Annotated in this window: 23 protein-coding genes; all 23 read left to right on the top strand. The window is 34.5% G+C overall.

Features of this window, described 5'->3' with window-relative positions; translation table 11 throughout:
* Positions 1-212: 212 nt before the first annotated feature.
* A complete protein-coding gene (locus HGJ91_RS06915) occupies positions 213-482 on the top strand; it encodes a type II toxin-antitoxin system HicB family antitoxin (protein WP_291346979.1) in 270 nt (89 codons plus the stop codon).
* 5 nt (positions 483-487) lie between these two features.
* Positions 488-715, top strand: a complete 228-nt coding sequence (locus tag HGJ91_RS16510; RefSeq protein WP_367142581.1) for a type II toxin-antitoxin system HicA family toxin — start codon at positions 488-490, stop codon at positions 713-715.
* Between the two features lie 243 nt (positions 716-958).
* Positions 959-1,171, top strand: a complete 213-nt coding sequence (locus tag HGJ91_RS06910; protein WP_291346978.1) for an addiction module protein — start codon at positions 959-961, stop codon at positions 1,169-1,171.
* Positions 1,168-1,461 (top strand): type II toxin-antitoxin system RelE/ParE family toxin, encoded by a 294-nt coding sequence (locus HGJ91_RS06905; RefSeq protein ID WP_291346977.1) that lies wholly within the window; start codon positions 1,168-1,170, stop codon positions 1,459-1,461. Before HGJ91_RS06910 ends, HGJ91_RS06905 begins: the two co-directional genes overlap by 4 nt.
* 138 nt (positions 1,462-1,599) lie before the next feature.
* Positions 1,600-1,881, top strand: coding sequence for a type II toxin-antitoxin system Phd/YefM family antitoxin (locus HGJ91_RS06900; RefSeq protein ID WP_291346976.1), 282 nt, complete (start codon positions 1,600-1,602; stop codon positions 1,879-1,881).
* The gene (locus HGJ91_RS06895; RefSeq protein ID WP_291346975.1) at positions 1,878-2,309 is read left to right on the top strand and encodes a type II toxin-antitoxin system VapC family toxin; all 432 of its coding nucleotides are present in this window, start codon (positions 1,878-1,880) and stop codon (positions 2,307-2,309) included. Before HGJ91_RS06900 ends, HGJ91_RS06895 begins: the two co-directional genes overlap by 4 nt.
* Positions 2,310-2,366: 57 nt before the next feature.
* Complete coding sequence (locus tag HGJ91_RS06890) at positions 2,367-3,428, top strand: DUF2235 domain-containing protein (protein ID WP_367142582.1); 1,062 nt, start codon at positions 2,367-2,369, stop codon at positions 3,426-3,428.
* Positions 3,429-3,430: 2 nt separating this feature from the next.
* Complete coding sequence (locus HGJ91_RS06885) at positions 3,431-3,865, top strand: glycoside hydrolase family protein (protein WP_291346974.1); 435 nt, start codon at positions 3,431-3,433, stop codon at positions 3,863-3,865.
* A 203-nt stretch (positions 3,866-4,068) separates the two neighbouring features.
* Positions 4,069-5,025: an NAD(P)-dependent oxidoreductase gene (locus HGJ91_RS06880; protein ID WP_291346973.1), complete on the top strand. Its 957-nt coding sequence runs from the start codon at positions 4,069-4,071 to the stop codon at positions 5,023-5,025.
* Between the two features lie 14 nt (positions 5,026-5,039).
* A complete protein-coding gene (locus tag HGJ91_RS06875; protein ID WP_291346972.1) occupies positions 5,040-6,152 on the top strand; it encodes a DegT/DnrJ/EryC1/StrS aminotransferase family protein in 1,113 nt (370 codons plus the stop codon).
* Complete coding sequence (locus HGJ91_RS06870; RefSeq protein WP_291346971.1) at positions 6,153-7,067, top strand: methionyl-tRNA formyltransferase; 915 nt, start codon at positions 6,153-6,155, stop codon at positions 7,065-7,067. It begins immediately after the preceding gene.
* 47 nt (positions 7,068-7,114) lie between these two features.
* Positions 7,115-7,726 carry an imidazole glycerol phosphate synthase subunit HisH gene (gene hisH / locus HGJ91_RS06865; RefSeq protein ID WP_291346970.1) on the top strand — a complete coding sequence of 204 codons (612 nt, stop codon included), beginning with the start codon at positions 7,115-7,117 and terminating at the stop codon, positions 7,724-7,726.
* A 3-nt stretch (positions 7,727-7,729) separates the two neighbouring features.
* Positions 7,730-8,485, top strand: coding sequence for an AglZ/HisF2 family acetamidino modification protein (locus HGJ91_RS06860; RefSeq protein WP_291346969.1), 756 nt, complete (start codon positions 7,730-7,732; stop codon positions 8,483-8,485).
* A complete protein-coding gene (locus HGJ91_RS06855; RefSeq protein ID WP_291346968.1) occupies positions 8,475-9,656 on the top strand; it encodes an N-acetyl sugar amidotransferase in 1,182 nt (393 codons plus the stop codon). The genes HGJ91_RS06860 and HGJ91_RS06855 overlap by 11 nt, the downstream gene beginning before the upstream one ends.
* 10 nt (positions 9,657-9,666) lie before the next feature.
* Positions 9,667-10,365 (top strand): hypothetical protein, encoded by a 699-nt coding sequence (locus HGJ91_RS06850; protein WP_291346967.1) that lies wholly within the window; start codon positions 9,667-9,669, stop codon positions 10,363-10,365.
* An 86-nt stretch (positions 10,366-10,451) separates the two neighbouring features.
* The gene (locus HGJ91_RS06845) at positions 10,452-11,135 is read left to right on the top strand and encodes an SDR family NAD(P)-dependent oxidoreductase (protein WP_291346966.1); all 684 of its coding nucleotides are present in this window, start codon (positions 10,452-10,454) and stop codon (positions 11,133-11,135) included.
* Positions 11,132-11,962 carry an acyltransferase gene (locus tag HGJ91_RS06840; RefSeq protein WP_291346965.1) on the top strand — a complete coding sequence of 277 codons (831 nt, stop codon included), beginning with the start codon at positions 11,132-11,134 and terminating at the stop codon, positions 11,960-11,962. Before HGJ91_RS06845 ends, HGJ91_RS06840 begins: the two co-directional genes overlap by 4 nt.
* Before the next feature lie 21 nt (positions 11,963-11,983).
* Positions 11,984-13,765: a sulfatase/phosphatase domain-containing protein gene (locus HGJ91_RS06835; RefSeq protein ID WP_291346964.1), complete on the top strand. Its 1,782-nt coding sequence runs from the start codon at positions 11,984-11,986 to the stop codon at positions 13,763-13,765.
* 91 nt (positions 13,766-13,856) lie between these two features.
* Positions 13,857-15,002: a glycosyltransferase gene (locus tag HGJ91_RS06830; RefSeq protein ID WP_291346963.1), complete on the top strand. Its 1,146-nt coding sequence runs from the start codon at positions 13,857-13,859 to the stop codon at positions 15,000-15,002.
* A complete protein-coding gene (locus tag HGJ91_RS06825) occupies positions 14,989-16,452 on the top strand; it encodes a lipopolysaccharide biosynthesis protein (RefSeq protein WP_291346962.1) in 1,464 nt (487 codons plus the stop codon). Before HGJ91_RS06830 ends, HGJ91_RS06825 begins: the two co-directional genes overlap by 14 nt.
* Before the next feature lie 77 nt (positions 16,453-16,529).
* Positions 16,530-17,372, top strand: coding sequence for a class I SAM-dependent methyltransferase (locus HGJ91_RS06820; protein ID WP_291346961.1), 843 nt, complete (start codon positions 16,530-16,532; stop codon positions 17,370-17,372).
* 1 nt (position 17,373) lies between these two features.
* On the top strand, positions 17,374-18,816 hold the full coding sequence (locus HGJ91_RS06815; protein ID WP_291346960.1) for an O-antigen ligase: 1,443 nt from the start codon (positions 17,374-17,376) through the stop codon (positions 18,814-18,816).
* Entirely contained in the window at positions 18,813-19,913 is a 1,101-nt protein-coding gene (locus tag HGJ91_RS06810) for a glycosyltransferase (RefSeq protein ID WP_291346959.1), read from the top strand. Before HGJ91_RS06815 ends, HGJ91_RS06810 begins: the two co-directional genes overlap by 4 nt.
* Positions 19,914-19,976: the final 63 nt, after the last annotated feature.

Below are 19,976 nucleotides of genomic sequence, written 5' to 3'. Positions count from 1 at the left end.
GTTCGGATCTTACAGGATTGGTCTAAAAATTGAAGGTGATGCTATTATTCTGGAAAAAGCTTTGCACCGTAAAGATATTTACCGCCATTTTCCATAAAAAAAAAGAGTCCATCAGAGTAGATGGGTGAGACCCCGCCATACGAATATAGACTTTATCTTCAGAGTATGATGGGGTATAATGTCATAGTCATAAAAATTTGATGGAGGATAAGATGAAAATTCGCCTTACAGAAGAAATATGGAAAGAGGGTAATATGTATGTCTCGCATTGTCCTGAATTAGACATTGCCTCTTGTGGCGAGGATGTTTATCAGGCAAAGAAAAATCTCATAGAAGCTATACTCATCAACATCGAAGAAACAAAAAAGGCGGGAACATTTGAGCGGTTTATTGAAGATTGCGGATTAGAGGAAATTAATGCTGACATACTGAGTGTGCGCAAAGAGTTGGTGGGATTTACGCCTATTGAAGTGTCTGTCTAAGGCTAATGAAAATTAAACCGACTCATTATCAAGTTCAGGTCAAAATTTTTGAAATGGCTGGATGCTTGTATGTTCGAACAAAAGGCGATCATCTGATTTACCAATACCCTGGCGCTGTTAGACCTGTGATAATACCCAGATATAAAGAAGTACCAATATTCGTTATCAAAAATAATATGCGTGTGATTGAAATGAGCAGAGAGAAATATCTTAAACTACTGGAAAGGGCCTGAGACACTTGATCAAATTCAATACTTTACCCCCAAACAACCACAATAAGCGAAGCCTGACCCCAGGCAAAATCCTTAAAACGCAGTTTTTGCCCCCAAAAAGCAGGCTCTAAGAGGAAAAAATACCCCAAATTGCAACGATTTTCCCATAAAAAAGTTGTCCTTATTAACTTTATAATTTATAATAAAGATCAATTTAAGAACCGAAAGGATTTAATTGTGACCCCCATTATGAGGAAAAAATAGATGATAACAGAAGAAATAAAAAAAAGAGCTTTAAAATTAAATGCAGTTGATAGAGTGCATTTGGCTGAAACTCTATTGGACAGTTTGGATAAAACAGATGAACAAATAGAAAAAATATGGTTACTCGAATCTGAGAAAAGATATAAAGCCTATAAAGAAGGCAGTATAAAGGGGATACCGCTTGAACAACTACGTTCAAGCATCGAAAAATGAATATAATCCTAATCCCGCCTGCTGATAAAGAATTGGATGAGGCAATTGATTATTACAATGACCAATTAGCAGGTTTAGGCGAGCAATTTTACACATCCTTTCTGGATACTGTCGGTTATATTTCCCAAACTCCTGATACTTGGAGAAAAATTGGAGCCAATACGAGAAGAATTAATATTAAAAGATTCCCGTATTTAATACTATATGTGCTTGATGAACAAGATATTCTTATTACATGTATTGCCCATCAACACAGGAATCCAACATATTACATGGAAAGAGCTGATTGATTCTGACCCATATATGACCCTACCTGAAACAGGTGACCTCGATGTTTAAAACCCAGTTTTTGACCCCATAAACCTTGATTATGGCCATAAAGATGGCTATAATGGATAAAAAGATAATATATCAAGGAGGTGATAATAATGCAAAAGCAATTTTCCATAGCTGAAGCAAAAAACAGACTTCCCACCATTGTTCATTATGTCGAAAAAGGGCCATATGTCGAGTTGACCAGACGAGGAAAACCCGTTGCAGTATTGCTGTCGATTCAAGAATATAAACGTCTCAGTCGTAAATTTACAGGTTTTTGGAATGCCCTTTCAGAATTTCGACGAAAAACTCAGGATGAAGGGATTGAGATCTTTGACAAGGATTTCAACGGGCTTCGAGACCTGTCTTCCGGAAGAGAAGTTGAGTTAAGATGATGAAATATCTTATTGATACAAACGTACTTTCAGAGGCTGTGAAAACAGTTCCTGATAAATCGGTCATGAAGATGCTTGAAAGATGCCAGCATGAAATAGTTACTGCCTCTCCGGTTTGGCATGAGCTTCAATTTGGTTGTCAGCGCCTTCCGCGGTCCCGTAAACGTGAAGTTATTGCTTCATTCCTTAATGACATCGTTAAACGCACGATGCTTATTCTTCCTTATGACGACAGAGCAGCAGAGTGGCATGCAGGAGAACGTGCCAGATTATCGTCAAAAGGCTTAACTCCGCCATTTGTTGATGGACAGATTGCGGCAATATCCGTGGTGAATGGTTTGATTCTTGTAACACGGAACATTGACGATTTTAAACAGTTTTTAAGGTTGAAGATTGAAAACTGGCATAATGATGAGCTCAATTCTTAAAACGCTGTTTTTGACCCCAAAAAGTGCAGTCTAAGAACAAAAAAAGAGGTTTTTTAAATTAATTCTACTTTAAAAACAACAACTTGCCAGGGTCAGACCCCGCTGAAAAGGATTGTTATCTGTGCTGACGGCACATGGAACCGGCCGGAAAAGATTCTTAAGCAGGATTTTCCCACAAATGTACTCAAGATGGCAAGGGCGGTAAGCCCTTTTGGAGACGATCAGGTTCCCCAGCAGGTTTTTTATGACTGGGGTGTGGGATCCTATTATGATGCGGTCATCGGCGGTGCCACCGGCAGAGGGGTGCATAAAAATATAATGGACAATTACCGCTATGTTGTGCAAAATTATGCGCCCGGAGACGAGCTGTTTTTGTTTGGTTTCAGCAGAGGGGCTTATACGATCCGGTGTTTGTGCGGGTTGATCAATAACTGCGGTATTATAAAAAAGCCGGATGCAGCATTGATCCAGAAGGCGTTTAATCATTATAAAAGAAACGGGAAGGCATTTGCGCCTGAAGGCGAGAAATCCACAGCATTCAGGCAGCGTCACTCCCATGAGTCGCGTGAGGTGAAATTTGCGGGGGTATGGGATACAGTGGGGGCCATGGGGATTCCGATATCATTCTTAGGGCTGTTTGATGACAAGGATGAGTTTTATGATACAAAAATCGGGAAGAATGTCCGCATTGCAAGGCATGCCATGGCAATCGACGAGCATCGGGAAGATTTTGTGCCCACCATATGGCAGCCCCGGGAGAATATGAATTTAAAGCAGGTCTGGTTTGCCGGGGCCCATGCAGATATCGGGGGCAGCTACAAGCCGGATGCGGATGGCACTGTGCTGTCGGACAACTCTCTGGGGTGGATGATCCGCCAGGCAGAGACAGCCGGGCTTAAAATTGAGCCGTATTTAAAAGCGCTTGTAAAGCCGGCGCCGCTGGCAAAGATCCATATCTCCAGGCGAAGTTTTTACCGGGTCAGGAAAAAATATTACAGGCCCATTGATCACGGCTTCGGGGAAGTTATTCTTCATGAATCCGTTACACAGCGCTGGCATGCGGATAAAACATACCGCCCTGAAAACCTCGCGGCATATGGGAGGCAGACCCCGCTATAAACATGAACATTAAAAAAATCACAGACCAGCTGATCGCCCACGAAGGCCTGAAACTAAAACCCTACAACTGCCCTGCAGGCAAGCTTACCATCGGTGTCGGCAGAAACCTGGAAGACAAAGGCATTACAGAAAAAGAAGCAAAAATGCTGCTTGAAAATGATATCCAGGAGTGCATTGCAGATCTGCAAACAATCTTCCAGGCCTTTGATCTGCTGCCGGAACCCGCACAAATGGTCCTGGTGGATATGCGCTTTAACCTTGGGTATCAAGGATTCAGAAAGTTTAAAAACATGATAAAAGCAGTAAGAGATCAGGATTTTCATACCGCTGCCCGGGAAATGAAAGACTCCCGCTGGTATCATCAGGTTGGTCGAAGAGCGGAGCACCTTATAGAAATGATGCAGGACTCCGCAGATTTAGCAGGCACAGCATCCTGATTCTTAAAATGCTGTTTTTGCCCCCGAAAACAAGGCGCTAAGAGCAAAAAATGAGGTTTTTTTGAAGCGATCCACCTTTAAAGACAACAACTTAACTGGGTCAGACCCCCACGCACCCACGCACCATGCAATTCCATAAAATTTATAATTTGACTGCCTATAGCTAACAATAAACAAATTAATATACGAGGAATAGTTTTGATATGATTAAGAATAAAAAAGTTTTTATTACCGGCGGTGCTGGTTTTATCGCCAATACGATTATTGGAAAATTAATTGAAGAAAATAAAATTATAGCATTCGATAATTTTCATAGAGATACCTTAACAAATAGTATTTATGCTGAACATCCTAATTTGAAAGTTATAAAAGGCGATGTGCTTGATTATGACAATGTTTTGAAGAGTATGAATGGTGCGGATATAGTGATTCATGCTGCGGCCATTGCCGGTATTGACACAGTTGTCCAACACCCCACTAAAACCATGAGAGTCAATATGGTTGGTACTGCAAATGTATTGGAAGCGGCAAAAGCCCATGAAATACCGGACAGGTTTGTGGATTTTTCAACGTCAGAAGTTTTTGGAAATATGGCCTTTAAATCTACCGAAGACTCTGAAACAGTATCTGGTAGTGCGGGGGAGGCAAGGTGGACGTATGCTGTCAGTAAGCTTGCCGGAGAACATCTTACTTCTGCATATTATAAAGAATTCAGTTTGCCTACAGTTTCAGTCAGACCTTTTAATGTATATGGCCCGGGGCAGACAGGTGAAGGTGCAATACAGGTGTTTATAAAACGGGCATTAAAAAATGAAGGAATTCACATATATGGAGATGGCAATCAAATTCGTGCCTGGTGTTATATTGATGACTTTGTTAAGTGTTTATTGAGCTGTATTGAGGACGAAAAAGCAATTGGCGAATCTTTCAATATAGGCAACTCAAGAGCAGTTTTGACTACATATGGCTTAGCGCAAACGGTGTGCCGTGTGCTAAATTCAAAATCTGAAATATTGTTTAAACCTGCCCTGTCCGCTGAAATTGAATTGCGTATTCCTTCTGTTGAAAAAGCTTTCAAAATATTAGGTTTCAAAGCAAAAATAAATATAGACGAGGGGATTTTAAAAACTGCTGAATGGATAGAAGCCAACCTTTTGTAATGGGAAAGATGCAGATGATTAAACTAGCACAACCCAATATATCAGAACGAGCCATTAAAAAAGTAGTTGAAGTTTTGAAATCGGGAAATCTTGTTCAGGGGAAATATGTTGAAGAATTCCAGCAACGATTAGAAAATTATATTGGTGTCAGGAATGCAGTGGTCGTTTCTTCAGGAACTGCCGCACTTCATTTGGCTTTGCTGGCTTTAAACCTAAAAAAGGGAGATGAAGTAATTGTTCCTGCCTTTACTTTTCCAGCCACTGCCAATGTGGTCGAGTTGGTAGGTGCAAAGCCCGTTTTTGTTGATATTAACCTTTCTGACTTTTGTATAGATACAAGTAAAATAGAAGAAGTGATTACAAAAAGAACAAAGGCCATAATGCCTGTTCATGAATTTGGACAGGCTGCAAAGATGGATGATATAGTAAAAATTACAAATCATTATAATTTGAAGATTGTAGAAGATGCTGCGTGTGCCTTGGGGTCAGAGTTTAATAATCAAAAAGTTGGAACTTTTGGAGAATTTGGTTGTTTTAGTTTTCATCCGCGTAAGGCGATCACAACAGGTGAAGGGGGTGTTGTTGTTACTAACGACGACATACTGGCGAAAGAAATTCGAGTCCTTAGAAATCATGGTATTCAAAACATTGATGGCCGAATGGACTTTTCTCATGCGGGATTAAATTATAGAATGACAGATTTTCAAGCTGCATTGGGTTTAACACAGTTACAGGATATTGATCAGGATATTACCGTAAGAATTGACCTTGCAAATCAATATAATATGCTATTGTCTGATATAGAATGGATTGATATACCAAGTTTTTTTGAAGATAGAAAGATGGTATATCAAACCTATCATATTCTTGTTGGTCATAAGCTGAATAGGGATGATTTGTTGCTGCATCTTAAGGAAAACGGAATTCAAGCCAATTATGGTGCTCAAGCACTTAATTGCATTCAATTTTATATGGAAAAATACAACCTAACTGAAAAGAGTTACCCAAAAGCAACTCATGCATATTATAAAGGCGTTGCGTTACCTATAGGCCGTCATGTTTCTTTGGAAGATGTATCATTTATAGTCTCTGAGATAGATAAAATTAGTGTTTTGGAGAGAAATTAGATGATAAAAAAAATAATGTTTCTTGGTAGCAAAAAACTTGGATTGATTTCTGCGAAAGCTTTATATGACTCTGCCCCTGGTATTCTTGCAGGAATAATCACAATAAATGACTTCAAAGACAAAAGAAATATCTTGGATGACTTTCGACAGTTTGCAGAAGATAAAAAAATACCATTCTCTGTTCTCCAAAAGCCAAGCGAATTATCTGTCCTAATTGATCAAAAAAAACCTGACATGATAATCGTTGTCGGTTGGTATTGGATTATTAATAAACAATTGATAAGGAAAGTTCCATTTGGTATCTTAGGGATACATGCTTCACTACTTCCAAAATACAGAGGATTTGCACCATTAGTGTGGGCAACTATTTGTGGAGAAAAAAAAACTGGAATTTCGTTATTCTATTTTGATCCCGGTGTAGATACAGGTGACATTGTTGCGCAAAAAGAATTTGAAATATCAATAAATGATACTATTAAAGAATTATTGTTGAAAACAGAGAAGTCTATTGTTGATATTTTAAGAGAAAATTACCCCAAACTTATAGCTGGTAAGGCGCCTCGCACAAAACAAAATCATGGAAATGCGACATATTGTTCGCAAAGAGAACCTGTGGATGGGAAAATTGACTGGAATCTTAGCAATAAAAAAATATATGATTTTATTAGAGCACAAGCACCACCTTATCCTGGTGCATTTTCTATGATTGATGACAAACAAATTATAATTACCAAATCAAGACTTTTCGCTTATCCTTATGAAGGTATTGCTGGCCTTGTATGTCAAATAACTAATGAAAGCATAGTTGTATGTTGTGGGAAAAATGCTATTGAAATTTTAGAATTTATTGTAGATGGAGAAGTGAAATCAATTAAAGAAAATAATTTTATAAAATTTGGTCAAAGATTTGTATAGTGTAAGCACCCCTGCTTACAAAATAAAAAAGGCGAAAATAAATTGATATGATTTGTATTATTGATTATGGCATAGGAAATCTTTCATCAATAAAAAATATGTTTAAACATATTGGTATTCGGAATGTAATAATCTCCTCTGATAAAGATGAAATTTTAAAATCCAAAAAAATAGTCCTGCCTGGTGTTGGCGCTTTTGATAATGGTATGCATCATTTGCAAAAATATTGTTTAATTGAAGTATTGCACTACAAGGCTTTAACTGAAAAAGTGCCTTTCTTAGGTATTTGTTTAGGAATGCAATTAATGACTAAAGGAAGTGAAGAGGGAGAATTGCCAGGTTTAGGGTGGTTTGATGCCCATACTGTCAAATTTGACAAAATGGATAGATTGAAAGTTCCTCATATGGGGTGGAATCATATCAAGTCGTATGAAAAACAAAATTATTTCCTGAAAAAAGAAAAAAAATATCGGTTTTATTTTGTTCATTCGTATTTTGTTGAATGTGCAGATAGAAATAATGTTATGTTCACAACTAACTATGGTGGGATTGAATTCCATTCTGCAATTAAAAAAGATAATATTATAGGTATGCAATTTCACCCTGAAAAAAGTTTGCATTTTGGAATGGATATTTTAGAAAAATTTGCTGAGTTATAAATAATGTCATTAAAAAGAATTATGCCATGCCTTCTCATCAAAGAGAAAAGGTTAGTAAAAACTGTTAATTTTAAAAACCCCAATTATATTGGGGACCCCATAAATGCAGTCAAAATTTACAATGACAAAGAAGTAGATGAATTAATTGTATTAGATATCAAAGCATCTAAAAGCAATACTGATATTGATTTTAATCTAATTCAGGATTTTGCTGCAGAATGTTTTATGCCTTTGGCTTATGGAGGTGGCATTAGAAAATATGAACATTTTAAAAAAATTTTTAATTTAGGTGTTGAAAAAATTGTAATAAACACTCTACTTTTTGATAATCCTGAAATTGTCAAAAAAGCATGTGAAAATTTTGGAAGTCAAAGTATCGTAGCATCGATTGATGTTATAAAAAATCGTGACGGTAATTATCAGGTTTTTTCTCATTCTGATCGGACAATTTCAAAAAATCTGACTGACTATATTAGTTATGTTTTAAGTTTGAATGTTGGGGAGCTAATCGTAACATCAGTTGATAATGAAGGGACCTGGAAAGGATTTGATTACCAATTATTGAAAAATATAAACTCGATGACTGACATCCCCATTATTGCAAACGGCGGTTGTGGTAAAAATAAAGATTTAACTAAAATATTATATGAAATTGGATTGCAAGCAGCTGCGGTAGGCAGTATGGCAGTTTATCAAAAGAAGGGAATGGGTGTGCTGATACGGTTTCCTAAAAGAAGTGATATTATAAATGATGAATAAGCTTTTTAAGTTTCTCAATAACTATAAAAATGCTGAAATTACAGTTTGCAAAAGGTGTATCTATGATAGTCGTATTCCCAGAATATCATTTGATAACGAAGGAATTTGTGATTATTGCCGACAGTATGATCAAATGATGGAAGAATATCCTATTGGTCAAGAAGGGGAAAAAATAATTGCACAGGAGGTTGAACAGGCAAAAGATGATGGTAGAGGAAAGCCATACGATATTGTAATAGGTGTGAGTGGTGGAGCGGATTCATCATATATGTTGCACTTAGCAAAAAAAAAATATGGTTTGCGGGTTCTTGCTGCTCATTTTGATAATACTTATAATTCAAGGATTGCTGTTGAGAATATTGATGCGGTTTTAGATAAACTGGAAATTGATTTATATACTCATGTGGTGGATAATATACAATTCCAAAGAATATATAAATCTTTTTTTAAAGCTTCAGTACCGGAAATAGACACACCAACAGATTTGGCATTGGCAACAGTTTTATACGATGCTGCAGAAAAATACGGAATAAAGCATATTTGGGAAGGACATTCCTTCAGGACTGAAGGCATTTCCCCTGCAGGCTGGTTTTATATGGATGCAATGTATATAAAAAGAATCCATGAAAAATACGGGGATGGGAACTTGGGGAATTTGCCTGTTCTATGGTTAGACAAATGGATAAAATGGATAACTGAAGATAAAATTAAAAAATTTAGACCGCTGTATTATTTAGATTATAACAAAGAAGAAAATAAAAAAATGTTAGCAGAAAGATATGACTGGCAATGGTATGGCGGACATCACATGGAAAACAGAACAGCGTACTTTGTGAATAATTATTATTTGCCAAATAAATTTGGTATAGATTTGCGGTATTCCGAATTTTCAGCATTAATAAGAGCGGGAATGATGCAAAGAGATGAAGCGCTGAAAAAGATTAAAGAAAAAAAAGTTTTTGATAATGATATATTAGAAGAAATTAAGAAGCGTTGTGAAATTTCTGATTTTGAATGGAATGAAATTATGGAAAAACCGCCAAGTCACTATACCGAACATGAAACCTATAAAAAAACTTTTGAAGAGAGAGAAGCTTTTTTTTATAAGCTTTACCAGGAAGGCTATGTAACTAAAAGTTTTTATTATAAATTTTGTGTTTTAAAGGATTAGACTTAAAGAGATGCACAATAAATTTCATTTTACTTTTGATAATATTAAAGAACAGTATTCAAAAGCGATAGATCATGACTACAAGATAATCACATGCAAAGAATATATTGAGTGTAAAAATCAGGGTATCCCTAAGCTTCTTATAAACAGGGTAGATATCGATTTTTCAGTAAAAAAGGCTGAGAGATTAGGTCTTATTTTTAATGAGTTAGGCATAAAAGCATCTTTTTTCATCAGGCTTCATGCACCGGAATACAATCCATTTTCTTTTGAAAATTACAGAATCATAAAGTTCTTAATTGAGTCAGGTCATGAAATTGGTTATCACTCGGAAATTATTGATCAATCAATCATATGGAACGAAGACCCAGAAAAATGCCTGCTAAGAGATATTGATGTAATTAATAAAATGTTCGGCGTTAAAATATGCGGTGTTGCCAGTCATGGTGGTATGACCGGGTTCAACAATCTTGATTTTTGGAAAGGCAAAAAAGCTTCTGATTTTGGCTTGCTTTACGAAGCATATGATTGGTTCGATAAAACTTTTTATATTTCAGACTCAGAATGGACCAGGTGGAAATGTTATGATAATGGAAAATTAATAGAAAACGATAGAAGAAGCTTAGGGGAGCATGTATTAGATAATCATCGGATTATCTATAGCTTAATTCATTCTGATACATATTACAAAAGACATTTTTATGAATAAAAAAATCTATAACTTAGCCTTCTGGATTAAGTATTTTTAGTTCAACCGGTCAAACAGAAAAATTCTGAATATATAGGAAGTAAAATATGATTGTAATTACAGGTGCATCACGAGGGATAGGTAAATATTTATTTAATCACTTTATAGAAGCAGGTGAAGTGGTTTTAGGAACGTTTAATTCAACATATCCTGAACCCGCAGAAAAAGAATATTTCACCAAAGTTAATATATCGAACTATTCAGATGTTACCAAATGGATTGATATAATTAAGGATAAAATTTCTAAATTAATACTAATTAATTGTGCAGGAAATAATTATAATTCGTTTGCCCACAAAAGTGATATTGATACCTGGTCAAATGTAATTAACGTTAACTTGATAGGCACTTTTAATGTGATTAGGGCTGTTTTACCAATTATGAGGGAACAAGGATACGGTAGAATTATTAATTTTGCATCTATAGTTGCGCAGGTGGGAATTCCTGGAACAAGCGCATATGCAACATCTAAAGCTGGATTATGGGGTTTAGTTAAAAGCATTGCTGTCGAAAATGCAAAAAGAGGGATTACAATAAATAATTTGAATTTAGGCTATTTTGATATTGGGATGATAAAAGAAGTACCCTTAGAATTCCAAGAAAAAATTAAACACAAAATACCTGGTGGGGACTTTGGGGATCCTGTAGATATAATCAAAGCGGTTAGTTTCCTTATAGAAACAGACTATATTAATGGTTCATCAATTGATGTTAATGGAGGGATTTTGTGATTTACGAAGATATCAAAAAGAACCTGATGATAAAAGCGAATGAAATAATTATTGGTAAGAATGTTTCTTTCGGAAGAAATATTCGAATTCAAGTTCACGGTGAATTTAGTATAGGAAGCAATAGTAGGCTTGGAAATAATACTTTGATCGAAGGTAATAATATAACTATTGGAGAACATTTTTTTAATTCTGGTGGTTTAGTAATAGGAGCTGGAGGGCAACAATATCCTAATGCAAATCTTAAAATCGGTGATAGGTGTGTAATTCACGATAATATTATTAATGTGTGCGAGCCAGTAGAAATTGGAAACGATGTGGGATTTTCTGGAAGAGTTGAGATTATTACACATGGATTTTGGTTGTCAGTTCTAGAAGGATTCCCTGCAAGTTTTTCTGGAATAAAAATTGGAAATGGAGTTATATTAGGATTTAATTCAACAATATTGATGGGAGTACAAGTAGCTGATAATATTGTACTTGGCGCTGGTTCATTAGTAACAAAAGATTTATCAAAAAGTTATAGTGTTTACGCTGGATCTCCAGCTAGATTTATTAGAAATATTGTTCCATTATCTATTGATGATAGAATAAACAAGCTTGAAGAAATTATTGAAAAATACAAAGACATTGCCAAATACCATAGAATAAATCCAACAATAAAATTAGACTACCCGAATCTCAAGATAAATGATTTTAATATAAATGTCGAAACATTTGAATATGATGGTATAGAGGATGATGAAACAGATAATTTCAGAGATTATTTTAGGAAATGGGGAATTAGAATATATACAACAAGACCATTTAATACACATTTTGAATTGTAATTATGATTGTAGGGGGGTGGGATGCAAAAGAATAATATTTTTTGGTTTATAATTGATAGTGTTAGAACATATAGATCTGGTGAAGATGATAGAGATAGAATTGATATAATGGATGAATTTGCTAATGATGGTGTAGAATTCACTAATTGTTTTACAAGTGCCCCAAGCTCATTACTTGCTGCGGGAGCAATATATACAAGCCTACCATCAGTATTTATTGCAAGACATTTTAACGATTGGAAGTTTAAGGGAGATAAGCTTAGTACTGTAAAATCATTAGTTGAAAATAATGAATACATATCCTTTCCATTAATTGATTGTCGAGAGGCAAGAGAAAAATATCAGTTTCTTCTACCACCTTTTAAAAAGAAATACCTTCCAAAGAAATATAATCTATCAGATTATGCTTGGCGAAATTCAGAGGTAACTGAGATTTTTGAATATATAATGGATAACAATAAGTTCGATAAACCTGTAGCGTTTACTTTTTGGTACGATTGTAGAAGAGATCCTAAAATTTCAGAATATGTGAAAAGAGCAATCCAGAAAATAAAGGATAAAGGGATGTATGAAGATGCGATTATAATCATGCATTCCGATCATGGGTATCCTGACCCTCGAACAAACTTAAATGAAGGTTTTTTTAAGAATTATGGACACGACATGGTTTTGACTGACGACAACATCAAAACCCCCTTCATAATTAAATATCCGGGTAGTCCATGCAATCTCAAACTCCCTAATGTAATCGGTCATGTAGATATATTGCCAACCATATTTGATGTTCTAAAAATTCCATTTAAAAAAACAAACACACAATTTCAGGGAAAATCGTTATTACCTGTTATAGAAGGTATAGAAAAAAATAATAGAATAAGACGTTCTGATACGAGGCTTTCCATGGATATTGGAAAGATCACTTCATTAAGATCACAAAAATTCAAGTATCTATATTGTTATGATGATGATTCTGAGTTTTTAATTGATATTATAAATGACAAAGATGAGGTTAATAATTTAATCAATTCAAATTTATCTTCTGTTGTAAATGCAATATCTGAATTTAGAAATCTGAGAAAAGAATATGACAATGAATTATTTGATTTTCATTTCGAGGATTTGAGTCAAAATGCAAAAAAAAGTTTTCAAGCAATTTACAGAAAAGATAAAAGTATGAAGGATGGGATGTTAATTGTCTCCAAAGCTCCTGAGAAATTGTTACGAATGCTATACGCGTTTTTAAAGCAAAATGTTAAAACTAATATTGATTTAATATATTTGGGCGCTTCCCAAGAAAAAGAAAAAATTGGTTTCAATCATTGTTATCGTCTTCAGGAATTAACCATTAATAATGTGTGTAACCTTAATCTAAAAAAATATGACGTTGTGTTATATCTTACCGAAAACAGCAAGCGTGTGTTCTTGAAAAAATCTATTTACAAATCAATAAAAAGTATAAAAGCACAAAATTTTTTTATGTTGAATTATAATTTCGAAGTCTTTAATTATTTTTTTTCACGTTGGTTTGGCATAAACATCATTAGGCTTTTTTTTGATTGGGAAGTTAAGGGTTATTTTTATAAACAAGAACCCCTTTATTTTTTTCGAGATATTTTCTTTTTGACTAAATCTATATTAAAAAAAGTCTTTTCAAAAAAAGGGCTTAATGAAGACTTGAATGCATCTAAAGAAATTATGGAATTTAGAAAGTTCCATCTTAAAGGGAATGCTAGCGGTTTAAAAACAATGAATTCTGACCAAATGAATAAGGAATTTGGAAGAATACAAACACGCGAAGAATAGATTTCTTGCAATGCGATGGCAACAAAGGTTCTAATAAATCCCGGTAGTTGAAATAAAGCATTGGAATAGACACCCCCTAGTAGGATCCAAGATGAATAAAACAAATATATGCTTCTTTTTAGGAAGTTTTCAAAGTGGCGGGGCAGAAGATCATGTTCTTCAAACCATGCAGCACATTGATACCAATAAATTCAATTGTTTTCTGTCTGTGCTCAGTGCTTCCGGCCAGCTGAAAGAAAAATTTTATAATTTAGATGTACCTATCTGGGCAGCAAATAACTTTCGTTTTAAGTTTTTATGGAAATTATTTTGGTTCACTCGACTTTTATCCTATGTAAAATTTTTAAGGACAAATACAATAAAAATTGTTCATATCCATTTAGTAGGTGCCTACAAATTTGCACTTATTGGTGCCTTGTTAGCAGGAGTCCCTGTTAGAATAATTACCTGGCATAACATTTATGATCGTTCAGTAATAAAATGGAATTATAAAAAACCAAGATCTGTTTTTAAAAATTTGAAATTTATTTTCACGGTAAAAGTTGCGAGTGTTATTTCCCACAAGGTTATTGCTGTTTCAAATCGGGTGAAGAATCTTAATTCAAATTTTTATAAGATATCCCCGAAAAAAGTTTTTGTTGTTCATAATGGAATAGATGGATCTCGCTTCAATTTACAACCAAAAAAAAGTAGCAAGGATAAATTTTTAATTGGGTCTGTAGGCGGTCTTCAACCTCAGAAAGGCTATATGGTTGCATTAGAAGCAATAAGACAAATTGTATCTATATATCCTCAGGTTGAATACAATATCATTGGTGATGGTGCAGAGAGACATTCTTTAGAAGCCTTTATCAGGCAATACAGCCTTGATGAAAATGTTCATTTGCTGGGCTGGCAAGAAAATATCCCTGATGAATTGGCTAAACTTAATTTGTTTTTAATGACGTCATTTCATGAGGGCTTTTCTATTGCACTTCTGGAGGCAATGGTTTCCAGGTTGCCAATTATCGCAACAGATGTCGGGGGTAATGGTGAAGCTATCGTGCATAAAAAAAGTGGCGTGCTCATTCCGCCAAACAATGTCACGAAAGTAATTGAGTCGATTGATTTACTTATTAATGATACTGATCAAAGAAATGCTTTTGGGAATGCAGCTCAAAAGCGTTTTTTATCTAATTTTACAGTGACGTCAATGGCCGATAAATTGGCAGATATTTATCAAAATGATCTCACTTAAAAAACAGGTTATTTATAACCTTATAGGTAGATTTTCCCAACTTCTTATTGGGGTGATCACCCCTGTAATCCTTGTCAGGCTATTTACCCAAACCGATTATGGCCTTCTTCAGGAAATTTTATTGATAAGTTCAGTTGTCGCTACACTATTGGGTTTTAATATTGCGCATAACCTTTATTATTTCTTTCCTATAGCGAAAACATTTAACGAAAAAAGTATTGTGGTTTCGCACACGTTTTTCTTTATGGCTTATATCTCTGGATTATTTTTTATCATAGCCATTGGCGCAAAACCCTATATAATACAAATAATTGATAATACAACAATAAAAAACGTTTACGAATTACTTATAATGCATATCTGTTTTACACTTCTGTATAGTTCAGTTTCAAATATACTTATTGTTGACGGCAACGCAAAACTGGCTATGTACTATTATGGGCTCAGCCGATTTGTTCGAACGACTTTAATAATTTTTTCAGTTGTCTTGTTTCGGACAATTGATTCTGTGATGGTATCTTTGGTATTGTTTGCTACATTGAATGTTCTTTTTTTCTATTCATATTTATATAAAAAATATCATATTAGTCCGAGTAAATTCGATTTAAAAATATTTAAAAAACAACTTACTTATATATTGCCGTTTGGTTTAAGTGGAATGTTAGGTGCAATTGGCAATCAGGCAGACAAACTGATTTTAGCAGCATTGTTTTCACCTACTCAATTTGCAATTTATCGGATAGGGAATTTTAATCTTCCCTTTCTTTCTACTATTTATGTTTCTGTTGGAAATGTTATTTTACCCCGGTTAAGTGAGTATTCCAAGCAAAAAGATGGCATTCAAAAAGCTTTATTACTCTGGAAAAAATATATTATCAAAAATGCGACTGTTACTTTTCCTGTATTGACATACTTTATTTTTATAGCCGAGCCTTTCATCGTGTTGTTGTTTGGTGAGCCATATAGGGATAGTACCAATGTATTCAGAATTATTTTGCTTTCACTGGTGATACAAATGTTTGGGTACGGTTACTTGCTCCGGGCATTTGACAAAACCAGATATATTGTCCCTGCAGACAGTATAAAATTGTTTCTATCGATTTGTCTAGGGTATATACTAATTGTTCAATATGGTTACATTGGAGCTGCAATTTCATACCTTATAGCTTATTCTAGTAATGGAATTATACAGTTATACTTTACACGGAAACTCCTGAAGATATCGCTTGATAACTTCCTCCCATGGAAGGATTTATTGAAACTGTTGATTGTGTCTGTGTTTTCATTAGTGCCGCTTTTTTTATTAAAAAACTGGTATTACGATATTCATGTTGCAATCTACCTTATTATTACATCTATAGCATATTTTGGACTTATATTTGTAATATTTATTCAACTGAATTACTTGCCCCGTATAAAGGGATTAAAACAATTTTTTAAGGAAATTTAACGTGAGGGGGCATATGGGTACCTTTAACGCCTGCTTTATTAAATACGATGGATTAGAGAACAGTTATGAGTCGATCAATGAAATCAAAAAATAAATGGCAAAATTATATCCACCAAATGCGGAAGAGGGAAATTGATATAATATTTAAGGCTTACCCGGACAAGCATTTTAAATCTGCATTGGAAATGGGTGCCGGAGACGGATTTCAAAGCAAACTGCTGTTTCGATATACAAAACGGTTGATAAGTACTGATTTTGACCCAAATAGGTTAAGGCAACAAGACCAGGATGGTATACAGTATAAAATTTGTGACGCAGAATTGATTGACACCTATTTTAACGGCGAAACATTTGATTTGATTTTTTCAAGCAATTTATTTGAACACCTTCCGAACGTAGATAACGCATTGTTGCGAATAAAAAGCATTACACAACCTGATAGCCTGGTTGTACTTATAATGCCATCGCCGTTTTGGGCGTTATGTCATTTTTTTTTATATTATCCAGTAAAGATCTATGATTTTGGGAAAAAACGTTTTAGAAAAATTGAAAAAAAAAGTAACAAAATTTACAAGGCTAAAGTATTATCCTCATTGAATAGAGGAAACAATTTAAAAGCACTCCCCTTAACAAGACCTGGATTTTTAAATAAAATTAGATGGCCTCAACCCCATGGGGTTTCGAACACCAATTTTGAGGAACTGATTAAGTTCAGAAAAAAATTTTGGTGTGCAAAATTTAAAAGCAATGGATTTAAGATAATTGATATCAAAAAAGGACCGGTTATGTCCGGATATGGTTTTCAACTCGATAGAATCCGTGCAGTTTTAGAGCGGTTGGGATTTGCTGGTGAATATATTTACTATCTTTCGCCCATCATACCTCGAAGTCTAAGTACTGCCACCAAAAAAAAAGTGTAGAATGCAACTTCTAATTTTTAACAAGTACATGTTTCAGCGGTTTGCAATTAGCCTGCTCATGTTCTGGCTGATTGCTTTTGCACTTGTTGGAGCAAATGCCCATACATATGTTGTGGTTGGCTTTTCAGCTATATTAATGCCGTATGTAATTAAAAACAGTGTCATTGTAGTTTCGTTCTTTGTATACTTTTTAGCATTTGGATCGATTGTTGGAACAGAAAATAATTTATTTGGCATCATAGGAGTAAATGAAGTAACGCAGATAGGAATGATTATATTTATATATGAAGGTAAATATAAAAAAAAATGCTCAAGCAAAATAATTGAGACAGTAAAAAAGTTATTATTAGTTTTATTGGTGTATGGAATTATATATACTGCAAAAAGCGTATTAGTGACCCAACCACTAATAATAGGGCTTTCCACTCAACATCATACTGATTTTTATATTTTTAAAACAACTTTTAAACTTTTACTGAATTATATACCTTTAATTTATATTATTAACAGAATCGAGCATATAGATATTTTAAAAGCGGTTAATATGGCTATTTTGCTAAGCGTTATAACCATCGGAATAACTTTGCCATTTAGTGGATTTTTAGATAATTTTGGTTTTTATATGTCTTCCTTGGAAACAGATATGAGTCTTAGTGGTGTGTCTATAGACAGAATCAAAGGTTTTTATGGTGCGGGCGGGGATGTAAATAGTGCGGGGGTATTTTTTGCTATTGCGTTCGGTTATTTTCTTTCTTGGGCTGAAAAAACAAAAACAATAAACAAAATATTATTGACAGGGCTTATTTTGTCTTTTCTGGGAATTTTCTTTTCAGCATCAAGAACAGCAATGCTATCATTGGGTTCGGTTGTAATTTTATTTTTTTGTTTTAATTGGAACATGCTACTTAAACCTAAAAAAGGGAAAATTGTTTTTCTACTATTTACAGTGTTTATGTTCAGCGCTCCTATAATCTTAAATGCTTTAGATAGATTTTGGTTAGATTCTGCATATTCTGCAATTGATCCTAATAGTACTGGCAGGATCGGAAAGTGGTTGATTTATTTTGAATATTTTAAGAGATGTCCTGAAAGTTTTATTTTTGGATATGTTACGCCAATATATAAAGAAATTGCTTATAATTTTTTAAGCCTTGTACCACACAATGTGTTTATTAATATTGCTTATAACGCAGGCTTGTTTCTTCTTTTCCCGTTCATATACTTGTTAGTGAAAATTTGCATATGGGGATGGCACGAACAAAAAAATGTTCGTATTTTGTACGCGGTTGTGCCGTATTTTTTTGCATTGATGTCAGTGAATTCACCAGGGTCGGGAATTTTTTTATGGTTAATGATTCCTGTTTATGCGGCAACGATAAATTCACAGTATCGTGTGTCTTCACAGGCGGCAAAGTATAGACCCAAGACAGTCTTATCGAAATGAAAATCCTGTTTTTTATTGAAAGTCTGCGCTCAGGCGGGAAAGAACGAAGGCTTGTAGAATTATTAAAAGGCCTTTCAAAGCATGAAGATATTTCAATGGAGCTGGTGCTGACAAAAAGGGATATTCATTATACTGATATTTTTAACCTGGATGTAAAAATTCATTATGTTGAAAGGAAATATTTAAAAAAAGATCCAAGTTGTTTTTTTAAATTTTACAGTATAGCGCGTGACTTTAAACCGGATATTATCCATGTATGGGGTAATATTGTTGCGATTTATGCCCTTCCTGCTACAAAGCTGTTAAATGTAAAATTTATTAATGGTTCTATAACCTATGCGTTGCCTGTGAAAAGATTCAGCAAACTGTGGTTTACCTCAAAAATAGCCTTCCCTTTTTCCGATATACTGGTTGCAAATTCTAAAGCCGGCTTACTGGTTCATTGTTTTAAACAGTCTAAAAAACATAGAGTAATCTATAATGGGTATGATTTTAAGAGAAATAATGTAAATCAATCAGATCTCAGAAAAGAGTTGGGCATTCCTAAGAGAACACTACTTGTTGGAATGATAGGCTCTTTCTCCGATGCAAAAGATTATAAAACCTACATAGACGTCGCGGAAAAAATTGTTAAAAAAAATAAGAATGTTTATTTCTTATGTATTGGTGACGGTGTCAATAAGATAGGTATTGAAGATTTAGTTCATAAAAGAAAAATTAAAAATATCCATTTTTTGGGAGTTCGCTCTGATATTGAAAATATCTGTAAAAATCTGGATATTGGAGTTTTGTTAAATAATACTGATGGTCACGCAGAAGGATTGTCAAATGCCATTATGGAAATGATGGCTTCGGGCCTGCCGGTTGTTGCGACAGATGCGGGGGGGACCCCGGAATTAATACAACATGGAGTTGATGGTTTTATGGTAGAACCTTTTGCTGCTGGCCAGATCATTAATCAAATTGAAGCCTTGATTAACAATGAAAAAAGCAGGAAAAGAATTGGTATTAAAGCAGCAGAAAAGATTAAAGAACGATTTGGTATAAAAAAGATGATTGACAGCTATTATTGCTTATATAATGAAGTAGTATTGTGAATGGATCAGCAACGAAACAAAGCCACAAGCTTATAGTGATAAACATGCATGCATACAATTCAC

The sequence above is a fragment of the Desulfobacula sp. genome (assembly GCF_014237455.1).
Lineage (GTDB): Bacteria > Desulfobacterota > Desulfobacteria > Desulfobacterales > Desulfobacteraceae > Desulfobacula.
The sequence above is the reverse complement of the archived record's forward strand: the minus strand, read 5'-3'. Positions and strand labels throughout refer to the sequence as shown.